Here is an 18,451-nt window from a genome sequence, read left to right as displayed (position 1 = left end):
CAGATGAGTTTAACGCATTGCAATGTGCATTTCTCACAGCAGCCCGACAAGGTGGCGTATATATCCACTTCCTTGTTGAAAAGCCTTAAATTATCCGGAGCCAAGTCCGTACGTCTGCGGCTCGGTAAGGATCAGATTCCCGCTACAGTAAAACCAATTCAGAAGGCGGGACGCCATCTATACTTGACCTCGGGCTTACGTAATGCAATCCGTGTTCCCAAAAGCGGGGCCATCTATTTGCGAAATCTGGATGGGGATATACAGCTAGGGCCGTTGATTGGCGTGCTGTCTGACGGTACCAACTCCACCACTCGCCCTTTCGGATCACGCACAGGCTTTATTAAGCAACTGCTAAAGGAAGGCAGCAAAAAATCTTATATTTTTGCCTTCACCCCTCGGGATATTAACTGGCAAAATGATACGATTAACGGCTATTTTCTGTCTTCCAGCGGGGAATTCACACGTAAACTTGTACCTTTGCCGGACGTGATCTATAACCGTTTGCCGAGCCGTCGATCTGATTTTTCCCCGGCGATCAATCAACTACGCGAACGCTTTTCCCGCAAACGAATTCCCTTCTTTAACTGGAGCTTTTTCAATAAGTCCGATATCTATAATCTGCTGGAAAATAATCCAGATGTTAACCGCTATGTCCCTGAATCATATATGAATCCCAGCTCTGAACGTATCCGAGGTATGTTGGAGCGACATCAATTTGCTTATTACAAGCCAAGTGGAGGCAGCCTCGGTAAAGGAATCTACCGTCTGTCCCATGTTCCCAAGCAAGGCTATTTTGTGAGGTACCGTAAGAAAAATAGCAATGTATTGCTAAAATTCACCTCTTTTAACTCCATGCTCAGGATGCTTCACTCCAATCAGGGACAGATGTTAAAGGGTTACGTCATTCAACAGGGTATCCAGCTGATCGAGATTGACAATTGCCCAATTGATTTCCGGTTTCACATGCATAAAAATGGAAATAATCAGTGGGTCGTCGTCGGCATTGGAGCCAAAAAAGCCGGACGCGGCAGTGTCACGACCCACATCAAAAACGGCGGCTCCCTTATGACACCTGAACAGGCGTTGAACCGGGTATTCGGAGACCGGGCGGGTGAAGTGCTTCAACGTGCCAAAAACGTAGCAGTTACGCTCGCAGAAGCCATTGAACACCATCACCAGCATCTACTGGGTGAAATCGGTTTTGATCTGGGTATTGATCAGGATGAAAAGGTATGGATGTTTGAAGCCAACTCCAAGCCAGGCCGATCCATTTTTCAGCATCCATCGTTGCGTGCGGAGGGTAAAGCATCCGTGGAGCATATTTTGGACCACTGTCTTTACCTCAGTAAATTCCGCAGAAAAGAGGAACTATGAATACCCGGGCGGAGCATAAGCCAGTCGTTGCTGTATTGACAGTGCACGACGAAGAACAATTCTTCAAGGGCAATCAGCGCAATTTCAGGGATATTCTTGAAACGGGAACACGGATGGGCTATCAGGTGTACATTGTTACCGTCAGGGACCTGAAACTGGCAGACGAAACGGTTAAGGGCTACGTTTTCAACAAGAGCTTACAGACGTGGGAGGAACAGAATTTTCCACCTCCACAGGTCATTTATAATCGCATCCCCAATCGTAATTATGAACTTAAAACCTCTGTGCGCACAAAGTTGGATGAAATTTCACATGCTTCAGGCATTGAGCTGTACAATCCAGGCTTTTTTAACAAATGGGAACTGTTCAAGTGGTTGCGTACCTCGGAAACCACTCGTCAGCTTGTTCCGGCAACCAAACGGTTAAGCAACCTGTCTTCCTTAGGAAAAATGCTGTCTGCGTATCCATACCTGTATCTCAAACCGGAAAACGGTAAGGCCGGAAAAGGGATTATGATTCTTAAATTCCGCCCAGAACATCTAATGGCTTACAGACTGACCATTCAGCATGACAAAAAAAGTGTAACCTACAGATCTGTATCGCTATCCCGGCTGTGGGGACGTATCCGCCGGGAAGCGGGCAACTCGCCTTATATCATTCAACAGGGTATCGATCTGGCAACCTATCAGAAAAAACCCTTCGACCTGCGTATCCTGGTACAAAAAAATATCCGCGGCTCCTGGAGTATAACCGGGGTCGGTGCCAGACTGGCAGGTAAAGGGAGCATTACCACACATGTCCCGCGTGGCGGGAGTGTAGAGGACCCGTTCAAGCTACTGTCCTCACTGTTTGGGCCTGAGGACAGCACGGATCTACTGAACAAAGTTAAAAGTACGGCCATACAGATTGCACGTCAAATTGAACGCGCATCCGGTCTTTCCCATGGCGAAATGTCCATGGATTTGGGCGTGGATACGCTCGGAACCCTCTGGTTTTTTGAAGCCAATGCCAAACCGATGAAATTTGACGAGCCGGAAATCCGCCAAAAGTCGCTTAGACGCATATTCCAGTACAGCTCCTTTTTGGCCGGACGAATGAAATCATGATCAAGGAAGTGGAATCATGCCGCAAATTAGCGATGTTCAACATTTGCCTGCCCGGAGCTGGCTGCTGAGACGACGACAGTTACTGTTTCTGGCCCGCAGCTCAGGGGGCATGCGCATTACTCGTAATGCTCTGCGGCAGTTGGCTGTTTTGACGCCGGAGCAATTGAACACCCCTGGTTCCTCCCTCCTGTGCGCATATGTGCGCACGGAGAAGGGGCTGCGGATTGCGGGATTTTCCCTCGCTCTGAATTACGGGAAGGATGCTTGCATCGTAATTGTTCGTCCGCTTTACCGGGGCCGCAGACTGGGCGCTAGACTGCTGTCCGCCCAGCTCAAACAGCTGCGCCGTCTGACGTGCAGCGTAGCCGCCGACAATATGGCCAGTCTCAAAACCTGTTTCCGCGCTGGACTGGTTGCGCATGAAATGACGACTGGACCGACCGGGAAACCCACGCTGATATTTCACGGGGAGTTATCCCAAGATAAGCAGACGGCAGAGGAAGGTGGAATGCTGTGCCAAAACCTGTCCTAGGCATCATGACCTTGTATTTAAACAACAAGAAGCAATTGGAGGAACGTGATATATATGAGCGCATGATTGCAGAAGGGAAAAGACTGGGACTGGATATGTATGTATTTACTCCAGCAGATGTCCATAAGGATCGCAGGCTGCTCCTTGCCCAAATCTATGATCCACATAGCGGAAAATGGAGCCGAAAGTGGCGAGAGTTCCCAGATATGATTTTCGACCGTTGCCGAGTACAGCGCAGTGAACGATATCGTCAGTTAAAGCAGTTTCGATTGCAGTATACAGACCTTGTATATTTAAACCGACCGCTGAGTAACAAGTGGGTCATTCATCAGCAGCTTGCGAGAAGGTCTGCCTTTCGCCCCCATTTGCCTGCAACAGAGCTGTTCAATGGATTTCATAGTGTAAAACGGATGCTCAAACAGAATTCATTAGTGTACCTCAAGCCGATTAACGGTACGGGAGGACGCGGCATTTTACGTATTGAGCCTGTTAACAAGCAAGGGGGCCTGTATCTGATTGAAGGCCGCAATCGCAAACGCCATATTATTCCCCAGCAGCGGGTACGTCTAGACCGTCTGGAGCCGCGTCTGAGCAGCTGGAACATGGATAACTACATTGTTCAGGAAGGCATTCCTGTGCAGTTGCCGAATGGCAGGGTCCATGATTACCGTATGCTGGTGCAGAAAAATAGCCAAGGAGTATGGGAGCTAACCGGATGCGCCGGGCGAATCGGGGCACATCGGAGTGTCACTTCCAACCTGCATGGTGGAGGCAAGGCGGTACCGATGAACCAATTGCTGACGCAATGGATTCGTGATGAGGGCCGTAGAGAGAAAATCATCAAGCAGGGGGAAAAACTCGGACTGGACATCGCTGCGTATCTGGAAGAAAGCTACGGGGCATTGTGCGAGCTTGCGCTCGATTTGGCAATTAATAAGGACGGTCATATATACGTGCTGGAAGTCAACCCGAAACCAGCCCGCGAGGTATTTTCACGTATTGGAGAAAAAGATACCTATCGCCGTTCCATCGCCAAGCCCATGGAATATGCCTTATGGGTCTACCACACACAAATTAATCCAAAGCCTCAGACGGACTACAAAGCAGAAGATAAAACAGAAGATAAAGCAGAGAGTAAGACTGAGAATAAGACAAAGGAAGGCTCCGCGTAAAGTGGCTGCCTTCCTTTCTTTTTCGTCTGCCCGACAGTGCTAGCATGTTTTATTTATATGGTACGTCAAGCCTATTTATAACCATTAACCTGTGTTTCACAGTTACTCGGCGTTTTTATAAAGTGTAAGCAGTTGCGTAAAGTCCGTAATAATCGCATCAGACCCCTTCAACTCATCGTTCACGCCAAATCCAGCATAAGCACAACCGATCACCGTCTGTCCGTTCTTTTTGCCTGCTTCCACATCTGAAGAGCGATCTCCTACCATCCATACATTCGAAATATCGTGCTTGCTCAACAGAATTTCCAGCAAATTCACTTTGGAAAGCGTGCTGTACTCCCCAGCGCTGTACAGTCCTTCAAAAATGGGAACCATTTCATACGCAGCAGCGATCCCTTTTACATAATCCTCCAGGCCGTTACTGGCTACGAACAATCGGACACCTTGCTCATGAAGGGACTGGAGTGTTTCTTTTACATGTGGATACAGGGCATGACTTCCGCTCTTCAATCCCTCCAGCTCCAGCTGAAGCAGCAGCTCGTCCGCTCTTCTGTGGGCCGCTTCGCTGGCTTCCGGCATCACTCTTCTCCAGATTTCATCCAGCAACATACCCAAACTATTCAAAATAAGCTCCTCGGGAGGAGTCTCTCCTTCATAAAGCCCTTCGGCGCGCAGCGTATCAAACAGCTTGTGGTACGCAGGAAGCAATAGCGTCTCCGTCTGAAAAAGTGTACCGTCCATATCAAATACCATAGCCTCAGGTTTCTTCAACACAGGTGCATTGTTCATGTAGTTATCAGTCATTCCTTTCCTATGTAGGTTTACAACTCTAACCCCTCTCATGATAAGCAATAAGAGAGGTCCGTGTAAACCTCATTGCGCATACCGCTAACTCTTATATTTTTTTAAAACAGTCCTAAAACAATGCAGACCGCCCCACATATCCGTGTGTAAAGCACCCCGTGGAAGCTTGAGATCCACACCATTCCAATACGAAAATCCCGCCTGCTCTATCCATTGCTCCATCGCTGATAAGTCCACTGTAGGATAATCAAACGTAAGCAGAAGCATTCCGTCATCCCGTAAAGTGCGGTGAAATTCACGTAAGGCAGCCAAAGATTCATCAGGCGTTAAATGCTCCAGTACCGAGATACATACAATTTTGTCAAAACTGGCATCCTCATAGGGGAGAGCCGTCAGATTGGCATGTGCGGAGTGGATACGAACTGGTAAAATCTCCTGAATGCGCTCGGCAGCCTCCTCTCCGATATCCCGCCGCACCTCGGACAAAATGGCATCCACGGAAACGATCCGTATATCCAGATCGCAGGCATAGACCTGAGCGCAACGTCGGGCCAACTCAAATTTGAATGGATGAGGGATTCCACATGCTGCGTCCAGTACTGTGTCTTGCCCAGACATAAATTGGAGACACCACTCATACTCATAGGGGCGACTCCACCAGCTTTGGGGGAGTCTGTAAATCATGTTGGAGGAGTTGGGGTCAGAATATACAAAAAAGCGAGACAGATACGGATCAGACATGTTCATGGATACTGCCTCCTTTTAGGGATGACTAAATTACCCTTGCGACACAGCACAGTTCATGACCCCGTTTCTCGCCTTGAAGTTTGGCTAACAATCCCATTTGCTCCGTAAGGGTAAGCTCACCGTACAAAGGATGGGCTTGCAGCAAGGCATCTAAACCAGAGGGAAGCTGGCGGGTGAACAAAGCCACCGGGCGCAAGCCGGACTTTGCCAGTAAGAGCGCAAGCGTATGCTCAGAATAATGATACAAATGATCTTCCTCCGTAAATAAAGGCGAGTAAACGCCATAAGCCTCATTGGTGAACGAATTTTTGTTGGGCACCGTAATATAGATCGTTCCGTCAGGTTGAAGCTGTTCGCGTAAATCTGTCAAAAATGCAACTGGGTCTGCAATATGCTCCAGCACATGCCAGCATGCTACGGCCTCGTATTTGTGATCCAGTGGTAAATCAGTATCTTCTTCTTCGGCTTCATTCAATTCCTGTATTTCATGTGCTTCTTGGGTTTGAGTATCTTCTTCGGCTTCATCGCCCCAGTAACCCGGCAATAAATCCACGTCATATTTGTATTTGGCGTAAGCACGCGAGTCTATGGAAGGTTCAATACCCACTGCATCCCAGCCGGCTTGAAGGGCAGCATGGATAAATTCTCCGGTACCTGATCCAATCTCAAGCAATTTTCCTTTACCGGTACTGAACATATCCAGCAGCATGAGTCCAAAAAGGGCATGATCTCCATAAGTTGACGCTGCTGCACTATCCCGCATAGCAACCCATTTGGTATTATAAATCTCTGCAATCATATCTTCTGGGCGTATATGATCCACATCATTACGAAAAACCAATCCGCAGGAACCGCATCCCATCAAGGTAAAGCGTTCATAGCTATGAAACACTGCCGTGTCAGATGAGCCACACAGTTTGCATTTACTATAAAGTAAGTCCTTGGTTTCACTTTTTATTTGCAGATCGGAATTATCAATAACCTGGACACTCGAAATCTCGGCAACATCCATGTCGTTTACCTGGTGGGCAGCTTCATATTCTGGTGCCGTTTCTTTTTCTACATTTATGTTGTCCTGATCCACCCAGAGCGTGAGTCGGGGGTTCGGGTCCAAAATAGATTCATATTGCTCTTTCCAGCCATAACGAGCACTTGGATCAAGCAACTGGTACCGCTGAAATTTGGCCATGCGAATAGCAGGTGTATACCATCCCCAATGCTGGATGCGGTAGTTGCTGATTTCACTAGGAAGGTCAAGCACATTTTCGGGAAATCTCCCACAGTGCAAGGACTGCTCCTTCCATTTATAAGAGAACCCTTCCTTATATCGAATCAAAAAAGGACGGTAATACCGATGAGTCTGCCAATAATCATCATCGCGGTAATGCGTGGAAGACCACATATCAAACAACCTGAAACAAATCGTATCGGCTTTCGTTCCCGCTAACAACGAATGTACCCCTTGAGCAAAACGGGATTCGAACATTTCGTCAGCGTCCATGTTTAATATCCATTCGGGAGAGGAAGCCAACGTCTCTCTCCACTGCTGCTTACGCAGCTCTAATTCATTGGTAAAAGAAGCTGTTTCATTGCGTATTAAACGCAGTGGGATTCCCTTTAGGATCTCACGGCACAACTCTCCGCTATCATCCTGACTGCCATCATCAATAATGACCGCTTCATCAATATATTCCCGATGACTCCGCAGCACGTCAATGAGCTTGCGATCTGCCTCATTGTATACCGTCATAGTCAGTGTCAATTTGGGTTTGGTGACAGGCGGCGTATGAAGTTCACTTTGTCGTGGACCAGAGAATGTTTGTGGTACAGCAAAAGAATCTGCAGTGTACTTGGCAAAGACAGCTGACTCACGGAGATCATACGGTATAACAGGAGGTTCAGGGAACTTAGAGGGACTTGATGATGCAGAACGATTGAAGGCAGGAGAGTTAGTAGAAGTATCGGAGTGATCCAGATATGCTAAATGTTCTGAATGGTCCGTATGAACAGCACTCGTTGTAAAATACTTTAGGGCGAATAGTAGCTGCTCTGCTTTCATTCGGTCCGCTTCCCGGTACAGATGCATCGCCGGATAGTGTGTATCCACAAAAAGTGGAAATCCATATGCAGCTGCCCGAATACAGAAATGTCGATCTTCTCCCCAATAGGAAACGTTTTTGATTTTACCAAAGTGAATCCCTGCTTCCAGTGCACGTCTACGGATTAGGGTGCAAGCGCCTAGACCACCCACCTCATACAAACCAGGAACATGCAATTGGTGTATGAAATGCAACTCGCGTTGCGCTCTCTCCTCTGCCGACAACACTTCGCCTTCTTCACGATGGAACAAATTATATTCATCACTAACCCACACCTGAGGCAATAGAGGCCCCTCCGGCTGCCAGCGTGTCCAGAAAATCTCAGATACAATATCCTTCTCCGCCTCCACCAGCTTACATAAGGTACGGGAATGGAGAATCAGGTCAGAATCGACCAAAAACAGCGCGTCATAATTATGCTGAAGTGCATAATCAATAAGACGATTTTTAAAGCCAGCTACTTTCCAGACGAGGGCAGGCGGCCAATAATGAGTGTGCTCATCACTTCGGTTCTCAACTTGCTGTGAGCCTGTCAACAAGGGTAAAACCCTGCCCGGCAGCCGATTGGAAAAATCGGCAAGCCATTGGCTTGAAGTCGGATTGTCATTATCATCGACAAATAAATAATCCGGCAGCACATCAGGTGCCTCCAGTCGCTCCAAAGCTTGAAGAAATAAAGACAATATTTCCGGCTTCTGGTGCACCGGGCTACCGATTAGTATACGCATGATTCAACGCCTCCATCAGGTAGAAGCCTCATAAACCGTTCTCCCTCCATGTCCTAAGACATACCATAATTGCGGCCAAGCGATATGGGAGTGAGCGTGGTATGAATGGACTTACACCTAGAAATATCAATGAAAACGACATCAATACAAAAATACAATCTTACCATCCAGTTAACTTCCTTTTTTTTCTGTTACCGGTTTTCTAACTACATTTAGCCATCAAATTTATTTCCCGGTCGCACTTGATAATATCGAATTTTGCACAATCTCCTCCTCTTCATATCAGACTTTGATTTTCTAATTTATTAGAGCAAGATTGAATTTATGATCATCACACATCCTCTAAACGATCCATAGGAATTACTACATAATGAGCAAGCTATCCTAATAAAATGGAGATTATACCAAGTTTTTTTGGGGGGGACAAAGAGCATGGTAACTGTCAGCTTATGTATGATTGTCAAAAATGAAGAAGAAGCCCTTCATACCTGTCTGAAATCAGTCCATGACCTAGTTGATGAAATCATTATCGTTGATACTGGTTCTACCGACAGAACCCAAGAGGTCGCTGCATCGTTCAATGCTCGGGTATACAATTTTGAATGGTGCGATGATTTCTCCGCAGCCCGCAATTATGCGTTTGATCAGGCAACACAGGAATATCAATTTTGGCTGGATGCTGATGACATCCTAGAGGAGCAAGATCGACTGGCATTTCTCGACTGGAAAAAACAAGCCACCGTCTCGTATGACAGCATTACGATGGATTATGTACTATCTGTAGATGAACAGGGGCAGCCGCTGCATAAGCTCAAAAGAAACCGAATGGTGCGGCGTGATCGTAGATTCAGATGGATCGGCTTTGTGCACGAATTCCTGAATGTGACTGGCAGCACCTTTCACAGCAATATGGCAGTGACTCATAAAAAGACACGTGCCTACACTGACCGTAATTTACATATTTATCTCCACCACCGGGAGCAGGGCACTGCATTTTCTGAGCGAGATCACTACTACTTCGCTAATGAACTATATGATAACGGACGCATACTAGAAGCCATCCAGCAGTACGAACACTATCTGGGGCTCGATCAAGGATGGATTGAGGATCGGATTGCTGCTTGCTTTAAGCTAGCAGATTGCTACGCTCACCAGGGTCAAAAACAGGAGCAGCGTATGGCACTGCTTCGCACACTCAACCTCGATGTACCACGCGCCCAGTTCTGCTGTGCCTTTGGCAATTTGTTCATTGAAGATGAGCAGTATACTCAAGCCATTTACTGGTTTCGTCAGGCGACGCTGATAGAGCCTCCACAAGATGTGATGGCCTTAACCAATTCGTCGTACTATACCTGGTTTCCACACTTGCAATTATGCCTGTGTTACGACCGAATCGGCGACATTGAAAAGGCAAAATCGCATCATCGCATAGCTCAGTTGCACCACCCTACTCATCCAAGTGTTTTATATAACGAGCAATATTTTGCACAACTAGAGCAACAGAAATAAGGAAGACGAACACTGGCTAAGGGCAGGGACTTGCCAGTTCCCGTTCGGGATTTCCCACTCTGGAATTAACACCCATGCTAGGGGTACTTAAAAAAGTCGATTCCTCCTATAGGGAATCGACTTTCTTGTTTTAAAATTTCGTGGTATAAAATAGTAGAAAGTCGCTCCTCTTTCAATCATTCCAGGTGCTTTTCGAACCACGTGAGCGAATCCCTTAGGGCTTTTTCCGGATTCATAACATACCTTCTATCCAATAATTCCAGACCTAGATATCCCTTATAATCTATATTGTTAAGTTCCTTTAACACTTCCGCCATTGCTAATTGGCCTTCTCCGGGAACCAGATGTCCTCCAGGATTACCGTCCACAAAATGTACATGCATCAAATTATTCCCCAGTTCCCTTATAAAATCATGAATGGTATCTTTTCCTGTAGTTTCCATCACATCCGTATCCGCTAAACCTTTTAAATAAGGACTTCCGACTTCTTTTATCATCTTGGAAATGTGCTCGACTCTATTAAACACCTGTGTAGTAAAAGAGGTAAATGCCTCCATTGTAACGTAAATCCCCTCTTTTTCTGCTGTTTTACAGATTTCTCCTAAAGATTCCCTGCACCATTTCCACATTTCTGTCTCATCAACATCCAAGTATGCGATGCCTGTGGTCACTAACACTTTGTCACATTCCAGCAAAGACGCAGCTTCAATATGCCGGCAAAAAAACTCAACACTTCTCTTTCTATACTCTGGATCAGGATGACTGATGCTTACCGGGTAGACATACTGCTCAGGGGTAAAGCAGATCGTCTTTAACCCTCTTTCTTTTACTTTTTTATTTAATTTTTTTATATCCTGATGCGTCAAATAGTCTAAATGGAGATGTGGACCTGAAGCCCACAATTCAATATTATGGAATCCCAGCCTTGCAACAGATTCTAAAAAATACTCCAAAGAATATCTTTTATAATGATAGTTTGCAGCCGCAACTTGTGATATCTGTACCATAATAATTAGATACCTCCTTTTTACACGACGCTCTATATTAAAACGCTTCCAATTAAAGTAGCTAATATTACAGATAAAATAATATTAATCATTCCAGGTATCATAAAACTGTGGTTCAATACATATTTACCAATTTTTGTCGTACCCGCTGTATCAAAAGATATGGCAGCAAGGCACTGAGCAGAAACCGGTAAAAAGAAGTTTGCATTTACAGCCATCCACGCTCCAATTATGATGTAGGTAGGCAGATCAAGGGCAATAGCAATAGGTATCATAATTAATGTCGTGACACCTTGACTCGTAGTTAAAGCAGCAACGATAAACATGATAACGGCAAGCATCCACGGATGGCTATTTACAATCGTAGCAACATGATCTTGAATAAAAGCGGTTTGTCCGTTTATAAAGGTACTGCTCATCCAGGCTAACCCAAAGGCACAGACCATAGCCAGAGCCCCTGCCCTGAATATGGGTCCGTTAAGAATTGTTTCAATCGTCGGGCGGCATACGATAATAATCATAGTAGCGCAAACTAGCATAATCATTTCAATGGTATGCGGCATTGATAGACTAGTAACCTCTCCATTTAGCTCCCAGGATGGACGCAGTTGAGTAAACATGCCCATAATAACAATGGCTAAAACTCCCATCAAAAAGATAACAACAGCGGCTTTCGCTCCTTTTGAAGTTTCTTTTTTCTCAGCCTTCTTTTCTGATTTTTCAATTAAGCCTTCTGCCAATCTATGCAAATATTCCGAATCTTCAGACAATTCTTTCCCTTTACGCAACGTGCACACCGCACTTGTAATGACACCTAAGAGTGTAGCAGGTATGGAAATGACCAATATGGTCCCCAAACTTACTCCAAGGGGTGACATAAATCCAATCATAGCAGCAGTGGCCGCTGAAACCGGTGAGCAAGTTATTGCCTGCTGGGAAGCGATGATACTATTTGAAATGGGTCTTTCCGGTCTGATATCATTATCAATGGCAAGCTTATTGATAATAGGCAATAAACTATATACGACATGCCCGGTTCCTGATAAGAAGGTAAATAACCAGGATATGATTGGAGCTATTATTGTAATATTCTTAGGTGACTTACTAAGCATTTTCTCTGCAATCTGGACGAGTAAGTTAAGTCCACCTGAAGACTGCAGCGCAGAGGCAGCCAATACAACCGCTAAAATGATCAGCATTACATCAATGGGAGGGGCCGCTGGTTGGACATGAAAGATAAATACAAAAATCGCTACGCCCACTCCACCGAGCAAGCCCATAAAAACATCGCCAACTCTAGCGCCGAAGAAAATGAGTAAAAAGATGATCAATAGCTCAAACCAAAACATAAGAATTCTCCCTTTTTTTGATTTTATGAACTTTACCGATCTTTCATTATCTACAAGGGCGTAGCCGCCCTTCACTGAATACGCTTACAAAATTCTTATCATGCTTATTCTTTCGAGTCAGAACAACGAATGGGTGTGCCGTGGCCAAAAGCTCCGTTTATCTGGCATATTTTAGCCGCAAAAACCGCTCCTTTTTCCATGCTTGCTTTGATACTCCGAAGCATATCCTCATCTTCACCGTAGAAAATCTTACCGGCTTTAGAGCTTTTAATCATCTCTACAATAAAAGCGGTTATATAAGAGTCACCCGCTCCCATCGTATCCACGGTATCCGTTAATACTGCCGGCTGGTGCATCCATTGATCTTTATAGAGAGCAACTGATCCATTTTCTCCCACAGTACCAATCACTATTTTAGAACCGAGTTTCTGTGCTTTTAGCATTTCTCTTTTTCTTTCACTTTCCGTTAAATGACTGCATGAAAGGAATGAAATGTCCGCATACCGGCATATTTGTTCCAAATATTCATCATTCCAGCGTACCGAGAAATCATAGGAGATAGGCACATTCGTTTTTTTTAATGTTGCGAGATCCTGCTCTATATAGCTGTTTAGACTGGTATGAATCACGGAGAAATTTTTAATGTAGTTCAAGTCATTTTCTGTAAAATCCCAGGCATTTTCCTTTGCAATACCGCCTTTATTGGAACCCAGAAATACACGATCACCGTCTTCCAATGTAACCCGTGCATACCCATTTTCCCCTTCAAAAATCCGGCAATGGCTATGTTCTATCTCTAAATCGTCTATAACCTTTTGAATATACTGAGCTATATAATCATTACCAAACTTACCTAAATAAGATGCCTCCATGCCACACATTCTGGCATACGCACAAAAGTTCAAGGCATTTCCACCAGGGTACATCATACCCTGGTGGACATATTTATCTACTACATTGTCACCAATGCCAATAACCTTATATTGTTCCATAAGAATATCCCCTCTAAAGGTTGCTAAAAGATTAATATTCAACCTTCCACATATATCTACGAGTTGTAAGCGGATGCGCTCTTTCAATGGCCAAAGCTTGGTTATAAACGGGGTAAACATTATTAAATAGGGAATGATTGAAGTAATCAACCACAGAGCTGTCAATGGTAGACAGTCCTAAATCCTTTGCGTCTAGAACCTCTACTCTCTGGGTATAACGGTTAAGGAACTTTAACGCTCTTTCATCTAAAGGTCGGGTACTTCCTTCAGAGACCTGAATGACAAATGGTATTTCAGCATCAGTAATCTCAAATGGTCCATGGAAATATTCACCTGAATGTATGCTGGAAGAGTTAATCCATTGCATCTCCATAAAAATGCAGATGCTTTGCATATAGGCAGCCCCGTAGCCAGCTCCGCTTGCCATGGTGTAGATTACGGAATCATCTTTATGGTTTTTCGCAAAAGCCAGAGCACGCTTTTCCACGTGTTTGCATGCATTTTTAACAATTCGATCTATTTTTCCTACTCCGTCCAGGAATTTATCATATTGCTCATATCCCTCGGTCTGATTTAATACCTCTACTGCCGTCATTAGTGCTTTCATGGTTTTTTCGCGGGCAATATCTTTACCATCCCCAAATGTGTACTTCACCACATAGTCTGCTTGTTCCGTAATAGGAGAATCTTCAACCCATGTTAATGCAATAACTGGAACTCCTGCTGTTCTACCTAATTCTGCGGCTTTCACAGTTTCTGGTGTATTACCTTTATGTGATGCCACTACCAGTACTGAATTTTCTCCAAATGCCTTAGGTGTGTTATGCACAAACTCATTACTGGTATAAAGACCTACCTTAACTTCCTTTGCTTCTTTTTCAAGAAATGTTTTTGCAGGATAAAAAGCACCATAAGAACCACCGCAAGCTACATAATATACCTGCTTAATACCGCCAGCCTCTTGTTTATTTGCTACAATTTCTTCAATAATTTTTTTTATTTCCATTACCATTTCCTCCTTGTATGATACATTTCCTTGTTTTCCATTCCACACCGGTGTATGTATTGGAATGTTATAAGGAAACAATAACACAAAACAATACATGAAGCAATAACACTTTGCTACTTTTTCTAGAGCATCGCTTCAACTATCCCCGATTTTTAAAGGGAGGACCCCTAGTTGCAAGGGCTTACAAGCTATTCATAAATTGTATATACTGTTATAATATAAGCATCCCGATATAAAACAATATAATACATTTATAAAAACTTGATTTGGAGGTTGACCGCATGATTGATCATTCAGAATCTTCGCCGTTATATAGACAGCTGCAAGAAAGAATTTTAGATTCCATCCACAACGGTACCCTAAAACCAGGAGACAAACTCCCTACAGAATTAGAATTAAGTGAAACCAATAATGTGAGTCGTGTAACTGTCCGTGCGGCACTTGATTCACTTACCTCTGAAGGTTATTTGGTACGGATTCCAGGAAAAGGAACATTTATTACAAAAGATAAAATCAAAAAAAATGTCGTAGAGACCATTGGATTTAGCGATACTTGTAAATTACAAAATAAAGTGCCTGGTGCAAAAGTAATAAAATGCGTGATTGAAGATGCTACAGCATCAGACCAGGAACATTTAGGTTTAATGCCAGGGGATAAAGTAATCAATATAGAAAGAATCAGGTATGCTGACAATGTGCCGGTATCTGTAGAGTATTCACGGTTCCCTTCTTCTTTTTCTTTTTTATTACAAGAGGATTTAAATAATATATCTCTTTATGATATTTTAAAAAATAAACACAAGATTACATTTGGAATATCAAGAAAATATATATTTATGGAGTTTGCTTCCTTTGATGTAGCCACCTATTTAAATATTGAGGAAGGTTATCCTCTACTTTGTATTAAAAGCACAGTTTGTAGTCCAGACGGCCAAAAAATCCATCGTTCCAAGCAATTAATATTAGGGGATAGGTTTGAGTTGATTGTTTGAGGTTATGAACAGCTATATCGCCTGTCCTGTCTCTGACAGGTGCTTCTATGTAGATTTAACCAAAAAAAAGAAAGGCCACCTGCATTTGCAGATGGCCCTCCTTACAAAATACCTTAAAAGACTTTCTTCCGGTCTCTTTCCCCCTTCAAAATTTCCACTGACTCACGAAAACGCAGCGAATGAATCACTTCACGTTCACGCAGAAACTTCAGACTATCCTGCAAATCCACATCGTCTGTCAGATCAATCAGCCACTGATATGTAGCTCGAGCCTTTTCCTCTGCCGCTATGTCCTCATATAGATCGGCAATCGGGTCGCCTTTGGCTTGAATATAGGCCGCTGTAAAAGGAACCCCGCCTGCGTTTTGATAATATAGCGCATGATCGTGCGCCGCGTAATATTCCCCTAGCCCAGCCGCTTTCATTTGCTCCACGCTCGCATCCTTGGTCAGCTTATAAATCATAGTCGCAATCATCTCGAGATGCGCAAATTCTTCTGTACATTCATGTTATCAGTCATGTAGATTAGCTAATAATGAAATCAAGTAATCCATTGCCTTCAAGTTTTTTGCTTTCACCTAACGACAAGTACGTTTTATAAGCTCAGCATAAATTTCCATTTTTTATTGCCTTTGCAAAATGGTTCTCTACAAGCTTTTTGAACATGCATTTATACCTTCGTGACAAGGCTACTACTAAGACGGGCATACACTTCTAACCTGAAATGAAAAAATAGAACAAGCTGTTTGTACTGAACTAGCACAAACAGCTTATCCATATCTATACCATCAATGAATGTTGGAGATGGCTAATATCCGCCTCTAATTCCACTATCAACCCTTGTTTCTCAATTCGAACGATACTTAGGCTTCCGTTTGGAATACTACCACGGTTCCAATACTCACTCAAAGGTTTGTTTTCAGCGAAATCAAGAATCATCTTAATTACACCAGAATGAGTAACAATCAGTAGATTTTCCTCTGTGTTTTTACCCTGAATCAATTCTACAAAAGCTATAACTCTTTTTTGCAAATCCAGAAAGCTTTCTCCCCGAGTAGGATGAAACAACTCGGGATGATTACTAAATTGGTCAAACAAGACAGGATCACTCTGAGCGATTTCTTCTTTCCTGTGCCCGTCCCAGTCCGGAATATCAAGTTCATACAAGTGATCATCCAATGTAATGTCAGTTTCTCGATGGCCCTTGATAATTAAAGCTGTCCGAACCGCTCTTTGACTGGGACTGGAATAAATCTTTGAGAATTGAACATCCGTTAATCTGTTTTCTAATGCCACAGCCTGTTCTACCCCTTCATTAGTTAAAGGTGAATCAATACGTGCTTCCATACGTCCAGCTAAAATCCCTTCCGTCTCCCCGTGCCGAACTACATAAATCTTTGTCATACAGTAACCAGTTCATCAACAACATGAGTTTCAAAAGGTAGGGGGGATAGCATTGTGTCAGTTGTAATCAGACGCCAATCAAAACAACTCCGGATAGTGCGCTCATATTTACCATTAAACAGTTGCCGATCAGCGTCCAGAATTTTTTTTAGGACATCTCCGTAATGTAAATTCTCCTTATCAGTGTTACTCCATGCAGTTGCCATAAGCTTTCCAAATTTGTCACGCGCATCTAACAAAGCATCTTTAAACTCTGCTTCTTTACCTTGATAAAACCTTTTAAACTGTTCTCTTATTTCATGTTGTTGCCCAACCGTGCTATTGAATGAGAGGTCGCCAAGCTCTTGTGAAATCAGATTGCGTTCGATTAAATTACGTTGGAATATTTCAACTAGAATATCGAATGCGCCGCCTGTAAACGGTAGAGATAACAAGTGTGGTTCAGTTATTAGCCTAGAGAATTTTTCGTTATTAAATGCCAACCGAATTGAACGTCCAGCTTTCAAATCCCCCACACGAGACAACTCGTTTACAGAGAATAAATCGCCAAATGTATTATTTAATAAGTGATCAACAACTGTATTGAAATGTAGGCTTGCAACGATAGCGACCAGATCACCGAAAGCTTCATGATGTCCGCGAAACTCAAAGGTAGGTCTATCGGGAATTCCAATTACTGCATACTTTATTTGATGGCCTAATTCATGAACAAGAACATCAAAATTTTGACAATGTGGAATGTCAGTATCACCATCTGGAAATCCAAATTCGAGGTATCCAGCAGGACTTGACACAGCATTATTAAAAACAACCAAAGGGATTAGCAGGAGCTTGGGAACTTCATTAGACCATATCCAAGGAATTTCCCTTCCAAAATAGTCCTCCCATATCTCCAACGCTCTTCTAACTGTTGCATACATCGTCGCAGCCGAAAAAGCCCTCTCTCCAGGACGAAGATGATCGAAATGTCCTTGTGCATTGGGCTGGACTGCTGGACTGTGTGGACCTTCATATCGGTACTGAAACGGGGGAGAGCCCGGTTCCCCAAACGGTACTTTATTTAAAGCGTCAACGACATACATCTGGTCGTCTTCAGGTCCTGATTTAATTGATCCAGGGGGGAGGTTAATATAAACCACTTCTGGATTCTCAAAACCAGGTACAGTTTTATTTTGAGGGTAAATTAGAAATTTCGTCCCATTTTCTCGGGCTTGTGCATCTAACATTTGTGACATTAGTCATTTCTCCTTTAGGCCTGATTTATTTCATTAATATAATTAATCAAAGTATAAAAAATTATTAATGGTAAAAAATTGTATATTAATTTAGAGGAAGGTAAATCATGATAATCATTTACTTTTCTCTTAAAACACCTTCTTTTTCCCCTGCTCAGAATCTGCACCGCTTCATTAAACCGTAGCGTATGTATACATTCGCATCCTTTCTCAGCTTGTAAATCATTGTGGCAATCATCTCAAGCTAGGCAAACTCTTCTTTTTCCTATCGTTTATATAACCCATTAAGTAAAGTAAAAAGAACCCTAATATTAGGGTTCTCAGAGTGTCGAGAAAGTCCAGAGGACTTTTCGACACTTCTATTTTTATATGGGGAGACGCATCTTTTAAAA

15 protein-coding genes and 1 pseudogene are annotated in these 18,451 nt (G+C 43.6%); 6 read left to right on the top strand and 10 right to left on the bottom strand.

The window, feature by feature from the left end; genetic code table 11:
- Positions 1-3: 3 nt before the first annotated feature.
- Genes ACL9RM_RS05445 through ACL9RM_RS05430 form a run of 4 tightly spaced genes read left to right on the top strand, consistent with a single transcriptional unit; the run spans position 4 to position 4,184 of the window.
- The gene (locus ACL9RM_RS05445; protein ID WP_061831703.1) at positions 4-1,374 is read left to right on the top strand and encodes a YheC/YheD family protein; all 1,371 of its coding nucleotides are present in this window, start codon (positions 4-6) and stop codon (positions 1,372-1,374) included.
- Positions 1,371-2,480, top strand: a complete 1,110-nt coding sequence (locus ACL9RM_RS05440; protein WP_165175997.1) for a YheC/YheD family protein — start codon at positions 1,371-1,373, stop codon at positions 2,478-2,480. The genes ACL9RM_RS05445 and ACL9RM_RS05440 overlap by 4 nt, the downstream gene beginning before the upstream one ends.
- A gap of 16 nt (positions 2,481-2,496) precedes the next feature.
- On the top strand, positions 2,497-3,012 hold the full coding sequence (locus tag ACL9RM_RS05435) for a GNAT family N-acetyltransferase (protein ID WP_061831701.1): 516 nt from the start codon (positions 2,497-2,499) through the stop codon (positions 3,010-3,012).
- Complete coding sequence (locus tag ACL9RM_RS05430) at positions 2,994-4,184, top strand: YheC/YheD family protein (RefSeq protein WP_061831700.1); 1,191 nt, start codon at positions 2,994-2,996, stop codon at positions 4,182-4,184. The genes ACL9RM_RS05435 and ACL9RM_RS05430 overlap by 19 nt, the downstream gene beginning before the upstream one ends.
- 102 nt (positions 4,185-4,286) lie before the next feature.
- On the opposite strand, the gene ACL9RM_RS05425 is transcribed toward ACL9RM_RS05430, so the two are convergent.
- The 3 genes from ACL9RM_RS05425 to ACL9RM_RS05415 all read right to left on the bottom strand — a co-directional run bounded on the left by ACL9RM_RS05425 (position 4,287) and on the right by ACL9RM_RS05415 (position 8,562).
- Entirely contained in the window at positions 4,287-4,988 is a 702-nt protein-coding gene (locus ACL9RM_RS05425) for an HAD hydrolase-like protein (RefSeq protein WP_081112510.1), read from the bottom strand.
- A gap of 84 nt (positions 4,989-5,072) precedes the next feature.
- Positions 5,073-5,735, bottom strand: coding sequence for a class I SAM-dependent methyltransferase (locus ACL9RM_RS05420; RefSeq protein ID WP_250267951.1), 663 nt, complete (start codon positions 5,733-5,735; stop codon positions 5,073-5,075).
- Between the two features lie 25 nt (positions 5,736-5,760).
- Positions 5,761-8,562, bottom strand: coding sequence for a methyltransferase domain-containing protein (locus tag ACL9RM_RS05415; RefSeq protein WP_414126221.1), 2,802 nt, complete (start codon positions 8,560-8,562; stop codon positions 5,761-5,763).
- Positions 8,563-8,994: 432 nt separating this feature from the next.
- Between ACL9RM_RS05415 and ACL9RM_RS05410 the strand changes: the two genes are divergently transcribed.
- The gene (locus ACL9RM_RS05410; RefSeq protein WP_250261860.1) at positions 8,995-10,071 is read left to right on the top strand and encodes a glycosyltransferase; all 1,077 of its coding nucleotides are present in this window, start codon (positions 8,995-8,997) and stop codon (positions 10,069-10,071) included.
- A gap of 176 nt (positions 10,072-10,247) precedes the next feature.
- Here ACL9RM_RS05410 and ACL9RM_RS05405 read toward each other — a convergent pair whose 3' ends face one another.
- The 4 genes from ACL9RM_RS05405 to ACL9RM_RS05390 all read right to left on the bottom strand — a co-directional run bounded on the left by ACL9RM_RS05405 (position 10,248) and on the right by ACL9RM_RS05390 (position 14,425).
- Entirely contained in the window at positions 10,248-11,078 is an 831-nt protein-coding gene (locus ACL9RM_RS05405; protein ID WP_250261861.1) for a sugar phosphate isomerase/epimerase family protein, read from the bottom strand.
- A 32-nt stretch (positions 11,079-11,110) separates the two neighbouring features.
- Positions 11,111-12,427 carry an anaerobic C4-dicarboxylate transporter family protein gene (locus ACL9RM_RS05400; RefSeq protein ID WP_250261862.1) on the bottom strand — a complete coding sequence of 439 codons (1,317 nt, stop codon included), beginning with the start codon at positions 12,425-12,427 and terminating at the stop codon, positions 11,111-11,113.
- A gap of 104 nt (positions 12,428-12,531) precedes the next feature.
- Positions 12,532-13,419, bottom strand: a complete 888-nt coding sequence (locus ACL9RM_RS05395) for a fructoselysine 6-kinase (protein ID WP_250267949.1) — start codon at positions 13,417-13,419, stop codon at positions 12,532-12,534.
- A gap of 31 nt (positions 13,420-13,450) precedes the next feature.
- Complete coding sequence (locus tag ACL9RM_RS05390; RefSeq protein ID WP_302057233.1) at positions 13,451-14,425, bottom strand: SIS domain-containing protein; 975 nt, start codon at positions 14,423-14,425, stop codon at positions 13,451-13,453.
- Positions 14,426-14,709: 284 nt separating this feature from the next.
- On the opposite strand from ACL9RM_RS05390, the gene ACL9RM_RS05385 reads away from it, so the two are divergent.
- Positions 14,710-15,420, top strand: coding sequence for a GntR family transcriptional regulator (locus tag ACL9RM_RS05385; RefSeq protein ID WP_250267948.1), 711 nt, complete (start codon positions 14,710-14,712; stop codon positions 15,418-15,420).
- A 113-nt stretch (positions 15,421-15,533) separates the two neighbouring features.
- Here the strand turns inward: ACL9RM_RS05385 and ACL9RM_RS05380 are convergent.
- The 3 genes and pseudogenes from ACL9RM_RS05380 to ACL9RM_RS05370 all read right to left on the bottom strand — a co-directional run.
- A pseudogene (locus ACL9RM_RS05380) lies at positions 15,534-15,920 on the bottom strand (manganese catalase family protein); the annotation flags it as partial.
- Positions 15,921-16,200: 280 nt separating this feature from the next.
- Positions 16,201-16,824, bottom strand: a complete 624-nt coding sequence (locus ACL9RM_RS05375) for a histidine phosphatase family protein (protein ID WP_414126220.1) — start codon at positions 16,822-16,824, stop codon at positions 16,201-16,203.
- The gene (locus ACL9RM_RS05370; RefSeq protein WP_414126219.1) at positions 16,821-18,059 is read right to left on the bottom strand and encodes a hypothetical protein; all 1,239 of its coding nucleotides are present in this window, start codon (positions 18,057-18,059) and stop codon (positions 16,821-16,823) included. The genes ACL9RM_RS05375 and ACL9RM_RS05370 overlap by 4 nt, the downstream gene beginning before the upstream one ends.
- Positions 18,060-18,451 lie beyond the last annotated feature (392 nt).

The sequence above is a fragment of the Paenibacillus sp. S29 genome (assembly GCF_049319765.1).
Lineage (GTDB): Bacteria > Bacillota > Bacilli > Paenibacillales > Paenibacillaceae > Paenibacillus > Paenibacillus polymyxa_B.
This window is presented reverse-complemented; position numbering and strand designations above follow the sequence as displayed.

What these genes read in the sequence shown, in the direction of transcription:
- ACL9RM_RS05445 (WP_061831703.1), top strand. Translation starts at nt 4, where the DNA reads ATGAGTTTAACGCATTGCAATGTGCATTTCTCACAGCAGCCCGACAAG.
- ACL9RM_RS05440 (WP_165175997.1), top strand. Translation starts at nt 1,371, where the DNA reads ATGAATACCCGGGCGGAGCATAAGCCAGTCGTTGCTGTATTGACAGTG.
- ACL9RM_RS05435 (WP_061831701.1), top strand. Translation starts at nt 2,497, where the DNA reads ATGCCGCAAATTAGCGATGTTCAACATTTGCCTGCCCGGAGCTGGCTG.
- ACL9RM_RS05425 (WP_081112510.1), bottom strand. Translation starts at nt 4,988, where the DNA reads ATGACTGATAACTACATGAACAATGCACCTGTGTTGAAGAAACCTGAG.
- ACL9RM_RS05420 (WP_250267951.1), bottom strand. Translation starts at nt 5,735, where the DNA reads ATGAACATGTCTGATCCGTATCTGTCTCGCTTTTTTGTATATTCTGAC.
- ACL9RM_RS05415 (WP_414126221.1), bottom strand. Translation starts at nt 8,562, where the DNA reads ATGCGTATACTAATCGGTAGCCCGGTGCACCAGAAGCCGGAAATATTG.
- ACL9RM_RS05410 (WP_250261860.1), top strand. Translation starts at nt 8,995, where the DNA reads ATGGTAACTGTCAGCTTATGTATGATTGTCAAAAATGAAGAAGAAGCC.
- ACL9RM_RS05405 (WP_250261861.1), bottom strand. Translation starts at nt 11,078, where the DNA reads ATGGTACAGATATCACAAGTTGCGGCTGCAAACTATCATTATAAAAGA.
- ACL9RM_RS05400 (WP_250261862.1), bottom strand. Translation starts at nt 12,427, where the DNA reads ATGTTTTGGTTTGAGCTATTGATCATCTTTTTACTCATTTTCTTCGGC.
- ACL9RM_RS05395 (WP_250267949.1), bottom strand. Translation starts at nt 13,419, where the DNA reads ATGGAACAATATAAGGTTATTGGCATTGGTGACAATGTAGTAGATAAA.
- ACL9RM_RS05390 (WP_302057233.1), bottom strand. Translation starts at nt 14,425, where the DNA reads ATGGAAATAAAAAAAATTATTGAAGAAATTGTAGCAAATAAACAAGAG.
- ACL9RM_RS05385 (WP_250267948.1), top strand. Translation starts at nt 14,710, where the DNA reads ATGATTGATCATTCAGAATCTTCGCCGTTATATAGACAGCTGCAAGAA.
- ACL9RM_RS05375 (WP_414126220.1), bottom strand. Translation starts at nt 16,824, where the DNA reads ATGACAAAGATTTATGTAGTTCGGCACGGGGAGACGGAAGGGATTTTA.
- ACL9RM_RS05370 (WP_414126219.1), bottom strand. Translation starts at nt 18,059, where the DNA reads ATGTCACAAATGTTAGATGCACAAGCCCGAGAAAATGGGACGAAATTT.